Raw genomic sequence first — 14709 nt, forward strand, 5'->3', positions numbered from 1 at the left:
CATGAATACGGCGGCAACAGGAACACTTTACGGCGTAGGCGTGGGGCCGGGTGATCCCGAGCTGATTACAGTCAAGGCGTACCGCATGATTCAGGAATGTGCAGTTGTGGCTTATCCGAAGAAGCGCCGGGGAGGCAAGTCATACGCCCATGAGATCGTGGAATTGTACGTAAACCCGGAAGAGAAAGAGATGCTGGGGCTGATTTTCCCAATGACCAAGGACCCGGTTGTACTGGAGCGGGAGTGGAACAAAACAGTGGTTGCCTGCTGGGAAGCGCTGCGTGAAGGCAAGGATGTAGCCTTTGTCACAGAGGGAGACCCCAATCTGTACAGTACCTTTATTCACTTGGCGCGGCTTATGAAGGATCTCCATCCCGAGGTGCCGATTGTATCTATTCCAGGGATTTCATCCGTGTTGGGAGCGGCAGCAGCGTTGGAATTGCCTTTGGCGGACGGAGATCAGCAGGTCGGTATTATACCGGCTACGGAGGACAGGGAAGCGATGAAACGGGCGATTGAAAATCACGATACGGTCGTGTTTATCAAGGTTGCCAAGGTCTTGGATTTGATTCTGGATGTGCTGGATGAGCTCAATCTTGGGGATCGTGCATCTGTGATCACCAAGGTCACGTCTCCATACGAAATGGTGTGGCGTAATGCACAAGAGCTGCGCGGACAGGAGCTTGAATATTTGAGTTTGATGGTGGTGAGCAAATGACGTTGGAGCCAAAAGTATATATCGTAGGAGCGGGGCCAGGCGATCCGGAGCTGATTACGGTAAAGGGCTCCCGAATTCTGCGCACAGCCGATGTTGTATTGTACACGGATTCACTCGTGAACGACGAGTTGATTGCGACAGCCAAGCCGGAGGCGCAGGTACTGCAAAGCTCGGGCATGGATCTGGAGCGGCAGGTCGAGATTATGAGCGAGGCCGTGCAGGCTGGACGGAGTGTAGCCCGCGTACATACAGGTGATCCGGCAGTGTACGGTGCGATTCTGGAGCAAATGGTGCTGCTGAAGCAGCGCGGAGTCGCCTACGAAATCATACCGGGTGTCAGCTCGGTCTTTGCTTCTGCGGCCGTGCTGGGCGCAGAGCTGACCGTGCCTGACCTGACGCAGACGGTTATTCTGACGCGAGCCGAAGGCCGTACACCTGTACCGGACCGGGAAAAGCTGCGTGACCTGGCATCCCATCACTGTACAGTGGCCCTATTTCTCAGCGCAACGCTGGCGAAGAAGGTGGTTGCCGAGTTTCTGGCGGCAGGCTGGAGCGAGGATACTCCTGTAGCGGTTGTGCAGCGCGCTACCTGGCCGGACCAGAAAATTGTACGCACGACGCTTGCCCAATTGCCAGCCGATCTGCGTGCAGCGGGCATCACGATGCATGCCATGATTTTGGCAGGTTGGGCACTCGACCCGGGCCTGGTGGACAAGGATGCGCATCGTTCCAAGCTGTATGACAAGTCGTTCACCCATGGCTACCGAAAGGGAGTGAAGCCGGGTGGGTAATCCATTTGCCGCTGTGGCGATCACGAAGCATGGAGTGGAAATGGCACGTCATTTGGGAGCCAGCTTTCCCGGCACCGATGTGTATTACATGTCCAAGTTTGAGCGAGGGGACGAGCAGGAGCGCGGCATTCAACTGTTCGAAGGCTCGGTCAAGCTGATTTTGCCGGATTTATTTAAACAATATAACGGTATTATTTTAATTATTTCCCTCGGTGCGGTGGTTCGCATGATTGCGCCGATTTTGGTGGATAAAAAGGTAGACCCGGCTGTAGTCGTCATTGATGATCGCGGAGAGCATGTCATTAGCGTACTGTCCGGCCATTTGGGCGGCGCCAATGAATTGACCCGCCATGTGGCTGCTGTGCTGGGCGCACGTGCAGTGATTACAACCGCATCGGACGTACAGGGCACGATTCCGGTGGACATGTTGGGTCGGGAATTGGGCTGGGTGGTCGACAGCTTCGACAAGGCCACTCCAGTAAGTGCGGCTGTGGTGAACGAGGAGCCTGTCGCGCTCATACAAGAGACGGGTGAACGAAACTGGTGGCGTTACGACAAGCCTGTACCTGCACATATCAAGGTATATTCTTCGATGGCAGAAGCAGCACGAGAGCCCTTTAACGCCGCGTTGGTCGTTAGCGACCGTTTGCTGGAGCCGGAAGAAGAGGAGCGTTTCCTTTCGAACGGCGTGTTGTACCGTCCCAAAAGCCTGGTGCTTGGCATAGGCTGTAATCGGGGTACGGATGTGGAGGAACTGGAGGCTGGCGTACTCGGCACCTTGCAAGAGCTGCGTTTGTCTGTAAAAAGCGTGCGGAATATTGCCACCATCGATTTGAAAAAGGATGAAGAGGGCCTGCTCGCCCTCTGCGCCAAATACGGCTGGGAACTGGTGACGTACACCCCGTCAGAGCTGAACACGGTGCAGCTTCCCAATCCATCGGAAACGGTCTTCAAATACACCGGCGCATATGGAGTTAGCGAGCCTTCAGCCCTGTTGTCTTCCGGTGCAGACCATTGGCTGCTGGAGAAGAAAAAAAGCGGCAATATGACGCTGTCCGTAGCCCGGGTTGCCTATGACTGACGTCATGAAGCAGGCCGTACAGCCTGATCCGTCTGCCACAGCGCTCAGAAGTCGTATTGTTGTTGCCGGCACGGGCAGCGGTGCGGGCAAAACGACCGTCACCCTCGGGCTAATGAAGGCATTCGCCGACAGCGGCCTGCGCGTGCAGGGTTTTAAGTGCGGGCCGGATTATATTGATCCGACCTATCATACGGCCGCGACCGGAACGCCTTCCCGTAATCTCGATTCCTGGATGACCTCAGCGGATACGGTACGTGAAACCTTTATCCGTGCTTCCGAAGGGGCGGATATTTCCGTGATTGAAGGCGTCATGGGCTTGTATGACGGCAAGGACCCGCTCAGCAATACCGGGTCGACCGCCGAAATCGCCATGCTGACTGACAGCCCTGTATTGCTGGTTGTCGACGTGCGCAGCATGGCACGCAGCGCGGCCGCTATTGTGCTCGGCTTTCAGCGCCTGGAGCCCAAGCTGCGCATTGCGGGCGTGATCGTAAATCGCTGCGGAAGCCAGGGGCATTACAGCATCGTCAGGAAGGCGATTGAGCAGGAGTGCGGTATCCCCGTGCTCGGCTGGCTAAAGCGCGATGACGGGCTGGACATACCCGAGCGTCATCTGGGTCTGGTGCCTGCTGTGGAACGCGGCGAGCTGGAGCCGCTTTTCCAGCGTGCGGCAGAGTTGATCCGCGCGGGCACCGATCTGGAGGCGCTGCGGGCATTGGCGGATTCGGCTCCGCCGTTGTCTCTGCCCGCGCAGCCATTATTTGCCCCGGATCGGCTTCCAGCGGAAGGCTCGCAGGTCGCGACCGGGGAGCGCCCCGTCATTGCCGTCGCCAAAGATGCGGCGTTCAATTTCTACTACCCGGAGAATCTGGACTTGCTGCGTCAGTCGGGAGCAGAAATTGCCTATTTTAGTCCACTGGCGGGAGAGCGCGTTCCTCAGCACGCCAGTGGCCTATATCTGGGAGGCGGCTTTCCTGAGGAGTTTGCCGCAGCTATCGCTGCCAATACAGGCTTTTTGGAGGATATCCGCAGCGCAGTACGCCAGGATATGCCCATATTTGCTGAATGTGGCGGTTACATGGTGCTGGCGCGGACACTTACGGATCGTGCTGGCAGCGTTCATCGCATGGCTGGAGTCATTCCGTCCGATGTCCGAATGCAGGAGAAGCGGGCCGCATTGGGATATCGGGAAGCGACCGCATTGCAGGATTGCCTGTTGCTGGAGGCTGGAGAGACAATTCGGGGCCATGAATTTCATTATTCGGTGATGGCCTACGATGAATCGTCCACTCCCTACCCCTATGCCTATCAGACCAAGGGGATGCGTGGACTCCAGAGCGAGGGCTACGCGCAAGGGAACCTTTTGGCAGCCTACACCCATATACATCTGGCCTCTCTTCCTAAAGCGGCAGCACGCTGGGTGGAGAAATGCAGGGCTTATGGTCAGTGATTTGCAACCAACCCTTCACTGCAGCCGTAACGCAAACAAAAGCCGAGTCCCTTTGAGGACCCGGCTTTTTTAAACGTGGACAGGATATACCTTACATGTAACGGAAGCGCATTCATTACTTTTTTGACGACTTGTCTACATGAGCTTTTTCAGTTGGGAAATTCTTCCCTGGCTCACGCCAAGCATGGAGGCGAGTTGTTTTTGTGAAGATGCGGGATGCTCCTCCATCAGTTCTCTCATTTTCTCCAAAATAACGTCTGTGCGCTGATAAATTTTTTTGATATGCATATTTTGCTTTAGTGGAGGCGAATTGGTTTCAGCCGTCGTGACTGGAATCAAATCTTCCGTTTTCATTGAGGCTGCACATTCATCGCAAATAAACTGATCTTTAAAATAGGTGTTGGTATCAACCGCACCGCAAAAAACGCAATTGGTTGATTTGTACTTACGGAGCATGAGTGTCTGGTCTTCAATAAAAAACTCTAATGGATCGCCGATGTCAATCTCCATCGTCATGCGCAACTCTTTCGGAAGCACAATTCGTCCCAAGCTGTCCAAGGGCCGGGTCATTCCAGTCCTTTTCATTCATGCAACCTCCCCGGTTTTTAAAATTTATAGAACGTATAAGTTTGAAGCAAAGCTTATTAATTCTACAACCGCAAGCATACATTTTACAAAAAGTGCTTCATTTTTGAAAAGAATACAGCACTTTTTTTCTTACGAGTATACCATAAACGGGCCGAATCGCCATCGTTCATATTTATAAATTTAAAATAAGTTTATTCCGAGTGAACGTATATGTTATAATCCTCTGCTAAAGGATTTCATAGGCGGTCTGTAGAATTATTTATATATGCTGTAGCTTCGGACAATGATGGCGTTGTTATGTGAAATGGATGAGGGCCAAACGAAATTTGTAGCGCGATTTGACCACACAAACAAAATAAATGACACAGGGCACGCCTTTAGAGTCCTTATATACAAGCCCGGCAAGGAGGATTAGTATGGACAGAAGAAAAGCATTGCTATTAGGAGATTATTCGTACCCGGAGTTTCACCCGCTGCAAGGGGTGGACGAAGAGATTAGCCATATTTTACAAGATTGGATGACGGTACAATGCAGCGAAAATCGTAAGATGCTGCTCAAGGAAAATTTGGCCTCATTCGATCTATGTATTTCGTACTGCGATAGTCGCAAAGAGGTTTTGTCGCCTCAACAAACGGCAGGACTGCTGTCCTACGTCAGCGGCGGAGGCGGATTGCTTGTGCTGCATAATGGAATTACGCTGCAAGGACGGTATGAAATTGCACAGCTGATGGGAGCACGTTTTCAGCGGCATCCGGCTGCGGGGCCGCTTTCCTTCAAGGTAACCGAGCCGGATCACCCGATCATGGAAGGAATTGAACCGTTCGAGATCCAGGAGGAGCCGTATCGTTTTGATTTTGACCCATTCACAGAAAAAACACTGTTGATGGAATACGAGTATGAGGGCCAGTGGTGGCCAGCAGCATGGTCATTGTCCTATGGTTTGGGTCGGGTCGTCTACTTGATGCCTGGACATAATCAGCCAAGCTTCCAGCACGAGGGATACCGCAAGCTGCTGCTTCAGGCTGCCAAGTGGGCCGGACGTTTTCCGGGTTAAATATAACGAATACCGTTCTTAGGAGAAGGGGAGCTGCAAACTTTATGCGGCTCCCCTTTTCAGGTTATACTATAGGTAATCACAGGTAGGGGAGGATATATCATGAGCGATTTGTTCAAAAAAGCCATCTCATTGGGATGGGGCCTCACTATTGTCAGCAAAGAAAAGGTGGAAAAAGCCGTCGAGGATCTTGTAAGCCGGGGAGAACTTGCGCCCTCAGAATCGAAAGCTCTGATCGATCGTCTGATCGAACGGGGTGCAGAGGAACAGAGCCAATTCAAAACGCTGATCCGCGAGCAGATTAGCCGCATTTTGCAGGAGCTGGAAGTACCTACCCAAAATGATGTCGCAAGTTTGGAGCAACGTGTGGCATTATTGGAAAAACAGGTAGCAGAATTGGAAAAAGAAAAGGCTGCGCTTACGGGTTCGAGCGATGCCGAAGAAGCGAATCGGCTGGATTAAATGGCAGTTCGTATGAAGCATGCCGGTCGTTACCGGGAAATTGCCATGGCGCTGGCGCGTCATGGCTTTGGCTATATGGTGGAAGAAATGGGCCTGTTCCAGCTGCTGTCACTGCCACGCAAATGGCTGACGAGAGAAGCTCCCGAGTCCAAAACGCTGGGTGAACGGATACGACTGGTGCTGGAGGACCTGGGGCCTGCATTCATCAAGCTTGGGCAGTTGGCAAGCACGCGTGCCGACCTGCTGCCGGAGACGATTATCCGTGAGCTGGTCAAGCTTCAGGATCAGGTGCCGCCTTTTTCGCCTGAAATGGCGCGAGGCATTTTGGAGCAGGAGCTGGGCACGTCATTGGAGGGCATACTGGCTCGTTTTGACGATGTTCCGCTGGCTGCTGCTTCGATTGGACAGGTGCATCTGGGCAAGCTGCACAGCGGTGAGATGGTCGCCATTAAAATCCAGCGTCCAGGCGTTAACCGCATCATCCGACGAGATTTGGACATTTTGCGGGAATTGACCGCAATGGCAGCCAAGCGTTGGGAATGGGTGGAGCGTTACCAGCTTCGCCAAATGGTAGAGGAACTGGGGAAATCGCTCATTCAGGAGCTGGACTACAACCATGAGGCCCGTAATACAGAGAAGATCGCGCTCCAATTTGAGCAGGACCCACATATCTATATTCCGAAAATATATTGGGATCATACCTCTTCCCGCATACTGACCATGGAGTTTCTGGAAGGAACCCATTTGGGTAGTCGCGAAGAGTTGTTACGCCGTGGATATAACTTGAAAGAACTGGCGCAGCAGTTGGTGAACAGCATGCTGCATCAGATTTTTATAGAGGGCTTTTTTCATGCCGATCCTCATCCCGGGAATTTGCTTGTCCTGAAAAATGGCCGTCTCGCTTACCTCGACTTTGGCATGACCGGGCGACTAAGTGAAGAGATGAGGAATCATCTGGCCTCCCTCATTATTGCATTGATGCGCAAAAACACCGATGCCATGGTGCGGGCCATCGAACGGCTGGGCCTGGTCGAACCGGCCACCGATTTGAATGCGCTGCGTGCCGATCTGGACAAGATGCGCGAAGATTACGCGGATGTTCCTTTCTCACAGGTCAGCATTGGCGATGCTCTGAACGACCTGTTTGGTGCAGCACAGCGCCATCGAATCGGTCTGCCGTCAGATGTTCTGCTGCTGGGCAAGGCGTTGCTGACATTGGAGGGAGTCGTTGAATTGCTTGACTCCGATCTCAGCATCATCGCATTGGCGGAGCCTTTCGGCAACAAGCTGCTGAAGGAACGTTTCAGTGGTCGCCGCATTCGGGGCAAGCTGCTGGGCGGTGCGACCGAACTGGTGGAGACGCTCATGGAGCTGCCTGGACAGGCGCGGCATTTGGCCTCCATTATCAGCAAAGGCAAGCTCAAGCTGGAGGTCACCGTACCAGAGCTGGAAATGCTCCTGCGCAGGCTGGATCAGATCAGCAATCGCCTGTCATTCAGCATTGTACTGTTAGCGTTCAGCATTATTATGGTTGGCCTGATTATTGGTTCATCGTTGAACCACCAGGCGACGGTGCTGTGGAATGTGCCTGCTATTGAAATTGGTTTTGTCGTGGCGCTCTTGATGGTTGCCTTTTTATTGTATTCTATCTTTAAATCAGGGAGATTTTAGATACTTGCCGGAAAGGATGAGCCATGGATACCTATAAGATCAATACCACTTCAATCCATCATCTCCAAATAACAGATGTGCCGTGGCACCGCCTGACTACTCCTTATGGTAGGGGCACGGAGTTGCCGCAATTGATATCCGGTGGGGAGTATGCAGCAATCGCTAATCTGATTGAGCATCAAGGTACATTATGGCAAGTTACGCCGTGGGTGTTGCTTTTCTTATTGCGCAATATACAGACGAGAGGGCCGGAACGTATTACGCTGAGTGAACTGGAATTGTATCATGTGGTCGTCGGAGCGCTGGAGATGGTACAGGAACAAGCCGATTCACAGCAGTCTGTAGAAGCCCTGACCATGCTATTGGACGAAAAATATCTATGGCCTGAAAACAGCGATCCCGAAGAAGATGAACTGGAGTGGGAAGAGGAGGAAGCACGGGGCTATGATCCTATGGCATTTTGGAGCTACTATGATTATAGCTATCAGCTGTTAAAGCGGGCTCTCCCTGACTTTGAAAATATGCTCCGGCACAATTCCGAACCTGATATAAATGAAGCCTTATCTGAGCTGGTGCAGGAATTGCGAAAATTTTAAATATAAGAAAACGAAATATATGAAGAAAACAGGTGATATTTCAAGAAAATAAGTGGTTTCTTTGCGTAGACAGCCTTTTACCCAATTCGTTTCCGTGAATCCCTTACGTTATAATGATGGACTGAATATAACGGACGGGTTCGTTTGAGAGAGACGAGCTGAATGAAGGAGAGTCTTTGCGATTGGTCGCTGGACGGATGCCCGAATGACATCGGGTTGCGGGTAAATATGCTGCTCTCCGTGAATATAGGAGGCTGGAACGAGACGGTATGAATCTTAGACAACAATGGTTCGGTAATATCCGGGCCGATATACTTGCGGGCATGACCGTGGCGCTGGCGCTGATTCCAGAGGCCATTGCCTTCTCGATCATAGCGGGTGTCAATCCCATGGTCGGACTGTACGCCTCCATCTCCATGGCCATTGTCATTTCCTTTGCAGGCGGCCGCCCGGCGATGATCTCGGCAGCAACCGGGGCGGTAGCAGTACTGGTGGTCGGCTTGGTGAAGGATCATGGCGTGGAGTATTTGTTTGCAGCTACCATTTTGGCAGGGATTATTCAGGTGCTGCTGGGTGTTTTGAAAATAGGCCGTTTTATCAGCTTTATTTCGCAGCCGGTCATGACCGGGTTTGTGAATGCACTGGCGATCCTCGTCTTTATGGCCCAGCTTACCCATTTTCATGGAGCGAACTGGATCATGTATGTGATGGTAGCGGGTACGCTGCTCATTGTGTATATTTTACCAAAATTCACAAAAAGCATTCCTGCTCCATTGACGGCCATTATCATTATGACGATCATTACGTATGTATTTGGATTGAATGTGAAAACCGTAGGAGATATCGGTACGCTAACCAGCTCCTTGCCTTCATTCCATTTGCCTCAAATTGAGTGGTCGTGGCATACTTTATGGATTTTACTGCCGTATTCCTTTACGATGGCATTGGTCGGATTGCTGGAGTCTCTGCTGACAGCCAGTATTCTGGATGAAATGACCGAGACGAAAAGCGATAAAAACCAGGAAGCTCGCGGGCAAGGGATTGCCAACTTTATAAATGGCTTTTTTGGCGGTATGGGCGGTTGTGCGATGATCGGGCAATCGGTCATTAATGTTAGCTCGGGCGGCAGAGGACGTTTGTCCACTTTCACGGCTGGGGTGTTTTTGGCCTTTTTGCTGTTAGTGCTTGGTGGGGTTGTAAAAGAAGTGCCAATGGGCGCATTGGTGGGCGTCATGTTCATGGTATGTATCGGGACTGTGGACTGGAATGCACTCCGAAATATTGCCAAGGTACCCAAGGCAGACACGTTTATTATGGTTATGACGGTGATCATCGTGGTGGCTACGCATGATTTGTCCAAGGGCGTGATCGCAGGCGTACTGCTAAGTGCATTGCATTTTGGCTGGAAAATGGCTAAAATCCGCATCAGTGTGACAGAGGATAGCGATGAAAAGGTGTACCATGTTGCGGGTCCGATGTTTTTCGCTTCAACCACTCATTTTGTCGATCATTTTGAACCTGCAGATGATCCAAAGCATGTTGTGGTGGACTTTAGCCATTCGCATATTTGGGATCACTCGGCGGTTACTGCCATTGGCAAGGTGTTGCAAAAATACACGAAATCCGGCAAATCCATCACCCTGCGGGGGCTGAATGAGGAGAGCCGTTTGATTGTAGAGAAGCTCGGCGGTCCCTTGGTTACAGAGCCGCTTGTGTGATGAATCGTATAGCATAAATCAAAGCCTGAATTGGAATTTATCCATTTTGGGCTTTTTTTATTTATTTCTGAAAGAAAACAATAATTTTATTCCTAAATCATAGATAAATATGACAAATTTTCGTCGGAGTATTGACGTAATAATTGGGCAGGAATACAATCATTGTTGTTAAGCATAGCAAATACATAGGAATAATTGAAAATTGAAAGGTATACACATATGAACTTAGACTGGGAGTTTATTGTAGAGAGCCTGCCGTTATATGGAGAAGCCATGTGGCTGACGTTGAAGATCGCCTTTTTTGCCATTCTGTTTTCACTCGTCGTCGGTTTGCTGTGCAGCATCGTACTGTATTACAAGGTGAGGGGAATCAGCGGCATCATCGCAGCTTATATTGAGCTTTCCCGAAATACACCGCTGCTTGTACAGTTGTATTTTCTGTATTACGGGTTTACGAAAATAGGTCTGCATATGAGCGAAATGACGTGTGCCATTGTGGGCATGACCTTTTTGGGTGGGGGTTATATGGCCGAGGCGTTCCGTGGTGGAATTGAAGCGGTGAGCAAAAATCAGACGGAATCCGGGCTGAGTCTCGGACTGTCCAAGATACAACTGGCGAGATATGTTATTTTGCCACAGGCTTTTGCCATCAGTATTCCGTCCTTGGGAGCGAATGCGATTTTTCTGCTTAAGGAGACATCCATTGTTGGCGCCATTGCGTTATTAGATCTGATGAATGTGGCAAAAGACCTGATCGGCATGTACTACAAAACGGCAGAATCGCTGATTCTGCTGGTACTGGCATATCTCGTTCTGCTTTTACCTTTGTCGATGCTGCTGACGTGGGTGGAAAGGAAGGTGCGATATGCTGAGTTCGGGGATTAATGTGCTTTTTGAAGGTTCCAATTTGGAGCGTCTATTAGGGGGATTGCTCGTTACGCTGGAGATTGCGTTTATTTCAATTATGATCGGTACTCTATTAGGCATCCTGATGGGGCTGCTGCGCACCTTAAAATCAAGGCCGATTCGGTTTGTGCTGAGATTCTATTTGGAGACATTTCGCATTATTCCGATTTTGGTGTGGTTATATGTCGTGTATTTTGGATTTACTCCTTTGCTGAATGTGAATATCAGCGGGGAATTAACGGCCATTATCGTATTCAGCCTGTGGGGAGCGGCGGAGATTGGCGACATCGTTCGTGGTGCGCTGGAATCACTGCCCAAGCATCAGGTGGAATCCGGGCAGGCATTGGGGCTGACCTATGGGCAATTATACCGTCATGTGCTCATTCCCCAGGCGGTGCGCCGAATGCTTCCGGGTTCTATTAATCTGGCGACACGGATGATCAAAACAACGTCATTAGTAGTGCTGATCGGTGTAGTGGAAGTGGTCAAGGTCGGGCAGCAGATTATTGAGCTTGGTGTAATCAAAGCGCCTTCGGCATCCTTTTGGGTGTACGGCTTTATTTTCATATTGTATTTTCTCGTATGCTATCCGTTATCCAGACTTTCCAAAAGATTTGAACGCAGATGGCAAAATTAGCAGGATGGGGTGGGTGTCATGGGAGAGGCTGTGGAGGTTTTACTGGAAATTCGAGGGCTGCACAAAAGCTTCGGGGATCGAAAAGTGCTGCAACAGATTAATCTGGACGTAACGCAAGGGGAAGTCGTGGTTATTCTAGGTCCTTCGGGATGTGGAAAAAGCACGCTTCTCCGATGTCTCAATGGTCTGGAGCCAGTCCAGGGTGGGGATATCCGTTATAGAGGACAGGACCTGACGGATAAAAAAGTGAATTGGCGTGAGGTGCGGCAGCATATCGGCATGGTGTTCCAGAACTACGAGCTATTTCCGCATATGACGGTCTTGGAAAATATATTGCTTGGCCCGCTTAAAGTTCAGCGAAGAAACAAGCAGGAGGCACTTGAGCAAGCGGAGCAGCTATTGGAGCGAGTAGGTCTGCTGGATCGCAAAGATGCGTATCCAAGGCAATTATCAGGCGGGCAAAAGCAGCGGATTGCGATTGTGCGCGCCCTGTGTATGAACCCCGAAATTATGCTCTTTGACGAGGTCACCGCATCCTTGGACCCGGAAATGGTCAGAGAGGTGCTGGATGTCATGCGAGAGCTGGCCCAACAGGGCATGACTATGATTATCGTGACGCATGAAATGGGCTTTGCCAAGTCGGTAGGAGATCGTATCGTTTTTATGGATCAAGGGCAGATATGTGAAATGACTACCCCGCAGCAATTTTTTACCCAACCGCAAACAGAGCGTGCTCAGCACTTTCTGGATATATTTCAGTACGAAACCACATGAACGAGGAATCGGATGATGGATTATGCAAAATGCCAATAAAACAGGGGGATGAATACAGATGAGAAAAGGAATGAAGTTCACGACGTTATTACTGGCTTTGAGCTTGCTGCTCGTCGGTTTGACGGGATGTGCAGGAGGCGGCGATACCAACGGTAGTTCAGGCTCGGCTAAATTTGCTTCGATTGAGGACATTAAAAAGAATGGCAAGATTCGAATCGGTGTATTCGCGGATAAGCCGCCTTTTGGCTACGTGGATTCGGAAGGGAAGAATCAAGGCTTTGACGTCTACATTGCGAAGCGGTTTGCCAAAGATCTCTTGGGCGACGAGTCCAAGGTGGAATTTGTACTGGTGGATGCCGCCAGCCGGGTCGCCTATTTGGAATCCAACAAGGTAGATATCATCATGGCTAATTTTACTGTAACGGATGAGCGTAAAGAAAAAGTCGATTTTACCAACCCGTATATGAAATTATCCTTTGGCATTGTATCACCCGACAGCGCTCCAATCACCACGATAGACCAATTGCGGAATTCGGATCAAAAGCTGATTGTTGCCAAGGGAACGACGGCTGAAACCTATTTTACGAAAAATTATCCCGACATCAAGCTGCTCAAATTCGATCAATACACAGAAATCTTCTCAGCCCTCAAGGACAAACGCGGCGTCGCCATTGCCAACGATAATACAGAGCTGATCGCTTGGGCAAAGGCCAACCCCGGCTTCACGGTAACCATCCCTTCCTTTGGTGGTCAAGATACGATTGCACCCGCAGTAGCGAAGGGAAATAAGGAGCTGTTGGACTGGATCAACAATGAGCTGGCTACACTGGGCAAGGAAAACTTCGTGCATCAAGCCTATAAGGACACACTGACCTCCGTTTACGGAGAAGGCTTTACGGATCAATTAGTCGTAGAGGGCGGCAAAGTGAATTAATTACGTCATTTTAAAGTGCAATTAAGTTCTAAGTGCTGTAAATCTATATATTTGCATAATGGATTCCTTTAAAGCAAAAAGACCCAGACTGCCAAACAGTTGGGTCTTTTTGCTTTGTATAGGCTGATTGAAAATAACGCTACTCTCTATGCAGAATTAATATTCATGGGCCTCATCTTCAGGTATATATTCTACAATATCAGCAAGAGTAATAGTCCTAGTAAATCTACGCTGGCGGGCAAATCTATTCAAAGCATCAAGTATATGGACTAGTGTTTCCAGTTCAAGTCTTTTGGTTTTGCCATTTACCATATCTATTACAGTAGCCGGACGTATTTTTGCTTCTACGGCCAGTTTATTGCGGGAAATATCAAGTTCTTCTAAAATATCACCAAGTTTAAAATGATATCTATTTTGAATCTCCATAATTTAGATTCTCCTTTTGTTTCATAGTGCAAGAAAATCATAAAATCTATCAAAGTTTTACTCCAGTAGCAATAAAATAAAACTACACGAGTAATACTCGTGGTTTAAATTCCCGAGTTTTTAAGTGAATAGCTGTTAGTTTTTTGCTGTGAATAATTAAAATCATAAGAGGGAGCTAAATTCTAATGAACAGAAGTAATTTTGAAAAAGTCAGCCTTATTCTTGGTCCCTGTGATCTTCCGCATATGTATGAGCTTTTTGAAGGCTATCTGATCAAGGACCGTTACGTCATGTGATCGACAATAGCGTGCTTACTCTTCGACATGTAAAAAAGGAAAGACATCATTCGCATCTATATGTTGACGGCGATACAGGCGGCATCACTCTTGCCAGACATGTACAACGTGAGGACATAGATGTGATTACCGAGTTGGTCGAACGATTGCGCAACATGGATGCATTAAGTTTTCTTACAGATGAATTGTTATGGAACACATGTCGGGAAGATATAGACTTTGATTTAGTTCGGAATAAAGGACTATGAAAAATAGCGAACGTAAATTCTGTTTCGAATTTATGTTCTCGTCTTACTTATATAATGTAACACAGAAGCGTAAAAGGGTGAAATGAACACCGCCGTAATAAAGGCATATATTTCCCCAAAAACTCTTGCATCCTAGTAGATTTAATTATATAATCTTAAATGATAATGAGAATCATAATCATTTAAGTCTTTAGGCACAGACTCCCAATATGAGCCTAAGTGAATAGGGCGAGTATGTACACATGGCGAAAGCAGATGTGGCAGCTGTCCGAAGACAACTCAGCAGTCCCAACAAAGTCATGCGTAGACGAGCTTTGAGAACAATCAAAGCTACGAAGCGCGCGAGTTAGAGCTTCCA

16 protein-coding genes and 1 pseudogene are annotated in these 14709 nt (G+C 49.3%); 15 read left to right on the top strand and 2 right to left on the bottom strand.

Annotated elements, in window-relative coordinates; all coding sequences use genetic code 11:
* The first annotated feature begins 1 nt into the window (after position 1).
* The 4 genes from cobI to B4V02_RS01590 are packed head-to-tail and all read left to right on the top strand — an operon-like array spanning position 2 to position 4040.
* A complete protein-coding gene (gene cobI / locus B4V02_RS01575) occupies positions 2-718 on the top strand; it encodes a precorrin-2 C(20)-methyltransferase (protein WP_094153528.1) in 717 nt (238 codons plus the stop codon).
* A complete protein-coding gene (cobM, locus tag B4V02_RS01580; RefSeq protein WP_007432838.1) occupies positions 715-1509 on the top strand; it encodes a precorrin-4 C(11)-methyltransferase in 795 nt (264 codons plus the stop codon). The genes cobI and cobM overlap by 4 nt, the downstream gene beginning before the upstream one ends.
* Positions 1502-2590 carry a cobalt-precorrin 5A hydrolase gene (locus tag B4V02_RS01585; RefSeq protein ID WP_094153529.1) on the top strand — a complete coding sequence of 363 codons (1089 nt, stop codon included), beginning with the start codon at positions 1502-1504 and terminating at the stop codon, positions 2588-2590. Before cobM ends, B4V02_RS01585 begins: the two co-directional genes overlap by 8 nt.
* Positions 2583-4040, top strand: coding sequence for a cobyrinic acid a,c-diamide synthase CobB (locus B4V02_RS01590; protein WP_094153530.1), 1458 nt, complete (start codon positions 2583-2585; stop codon positions 4038-4040). Before B4V02_RS01585 ends, B4V02_RS01590 begins: the two co-directional genes overlap by 8 nt.
* Positions 4041-4175: 135 nt before the next feature.
* Here the strand turns inward: B4V02_RS01590 and B4V02_RS01595 are convergent, their stop codons facing one another.
* Positions 4176-4625, bottom strand: a complete 450-nt coding sequence (locus B4V02_RS01595; RefSeq protein ID WP_094153531.1) for an AbrB/MazE/SpoVT family DNA-binding domain-containing protein — start codon at positions 4623-4625, stop codon at positions 4176-4178.
* Between the two features lie 419 nt (positions 4626-5044).
* Here B4V02_RS01595 and B4V02_RS01600 point away from each other — a divergent pair, with 419 nt between their 5' ends.
* The 9 genes from B4V02_RS01600 to B4V02_RS01640 all read left to right on the top strand — a co-directional run bounded on the left by B4V02_RS01600 (position 5045) and on the right by B4V02_RS01640 (position 13381).
* Positions 5045-5683, top strand: a complete 639-nt coding sequence (locus B4V02_RS01600; RefSeq protein WP_007432831.1) for a ThuA domain-containing protein — start codon at positions 5045-5047, stop codon at positions 5681-5683.
* Positions 5684-5785: 102 nt separating this feature from the next.
* Positions 5786-6145, top strand: coding sequence for a phasin family protein (locus B4V02_RS01605; RefSeq protein ID WP_007432830.1), 360 nt, complete (start codon positions 5786-5788; stop codon positions 6143-6145).
* Positions 6146-7816 (top strand): ABC1 kinase family protein, encoded by a 1671-nt coding sequence (locus B4V02_RS01610; RefSeq protein WP_094153532.1) that lies wholly within the window; start codon positions 6146-6148, stop codon positions 7814-7816.
* Between the two features lie 23 nt (positions 7817-7839).
* Positions 7840-8412 carry a hypothetical protein gene (locus B4V02_RS01615; protein WP_094153533.1) on the top strand — a complete coding sequence of 191 codons (573 nt, stop codon included), beginning with the start codon at positions 7840-7842 and terminating at the stop codon, positions 8410-8412.
* A 269-nt stretch (positions 8413-8681) separates the two neighbouring features.
* The gene (locus B4V02_RS01620) at positions 8682-10130 is read left to right on the top strand and encodes a SulP family inorganic anion transporter (protein ID WP_094153534.1); all 1449 of its coding nucleotides are present in this window, start codon (positions 8682-8684) and stop codon (positions 10128-10130) included.
* Between the two features lie 219 nt (positions 10131-10349).
* Positions 10350-11015, top strand: a complete 666-nt coding sequence (locus B4V02_RS01625) for an amino acid ABC transporter permease (RefSeq protein WP_094153535.1) — start codon at positions 10350-10352, stop codon at positions 11013-11015.
* On the top strand, positions 10996-11673 hold the full coding sequence (locus B4V02_RS01630; protein WP_094153536.1) for an amino acid ABC transporter permease: 678 nt from the start codon (positions 10996-10998) through the stop codon (positions 11671-11673). The genes B4V02_RS01625 and B4V02_RS01630 overlap by 20 nt, the downstream gene beginning before the upstream one ends.
* Before the next feature lie 18 nt (positions 11674-11691).
* A complete protein-coding gene (locus tag B4V02_RS01635) occupies positions 11692-12447 on the top strand; it encodes an amino acid ABC transporter ATP-binding protein (RefSeq protein ID WP_094153537.1) in 756 nt (251 codons plus the stop codon).
* 58 nt (positions 12448-12505) lie between these two features.
* The gene (locus B4V02_RS01640; protein WP_094153538.1) at positions 12506-13381 is read left to right on the top strand and encodes a cysteine ABC transporter substrate-binding protein; all 876 of its coding nucleotides are present in this window, start codon (positions 12506-12508) and stop codon (positions 13379-13381) included.
* 156 nt (positions 13382-13537) lie between these two features.
* On the opposite strand, the gene B4V02_RS01645 is transcribed toward B4V02_RS01640, so the two are convergent.
* Positions 13538-13807, bottom strand: a complete 270-nt coding sequence (locus B4V02_RS01645; RefSeq protein WP_094153539.1) for a helix-turn-helix domain-containing protein — start codon at positions 13805-13807, stop codon at positions 13538-13540.
* A gap of 185 nt (positions 13808-13992) precedes the next feature.
* Here B4V02_RS01645 and B4V02_RS01650 point away from each other — a divergent pair.
* Together B4V02_RS01650 and B4V02_RS26065 are read left to right on the top strand one after the other, a co-directional pair.
* Positions 13993-14351: pseudogene (locus B4V02_RS01650) on the top strand (hypothetical protein).
* A gap of 242 nt (positions 14352-14593) precedes the next feature.
* Positions 14594-14701 (top strand): putative metal homeostasis protein, encoded by a 108-nt coding sequence (locus B4V02_RS26065; protein ID WP_167383739.1) that lies wholly within the window; start codon positions 14594-14596, stop codon positions 14699-14701.
* Positions 14702-14709 lie beyond the last annotated feature (8 nt).

The sequence above is a fragment of the Paenibacillus kribbensis genome (genome assembly GCF_002240415.1).
GTDB lineage: Bacteria > Bacillota > Bacilli > Paenibacillales > Paenibacillaceae > Paenibacillus > Paenibacillus kribbensis.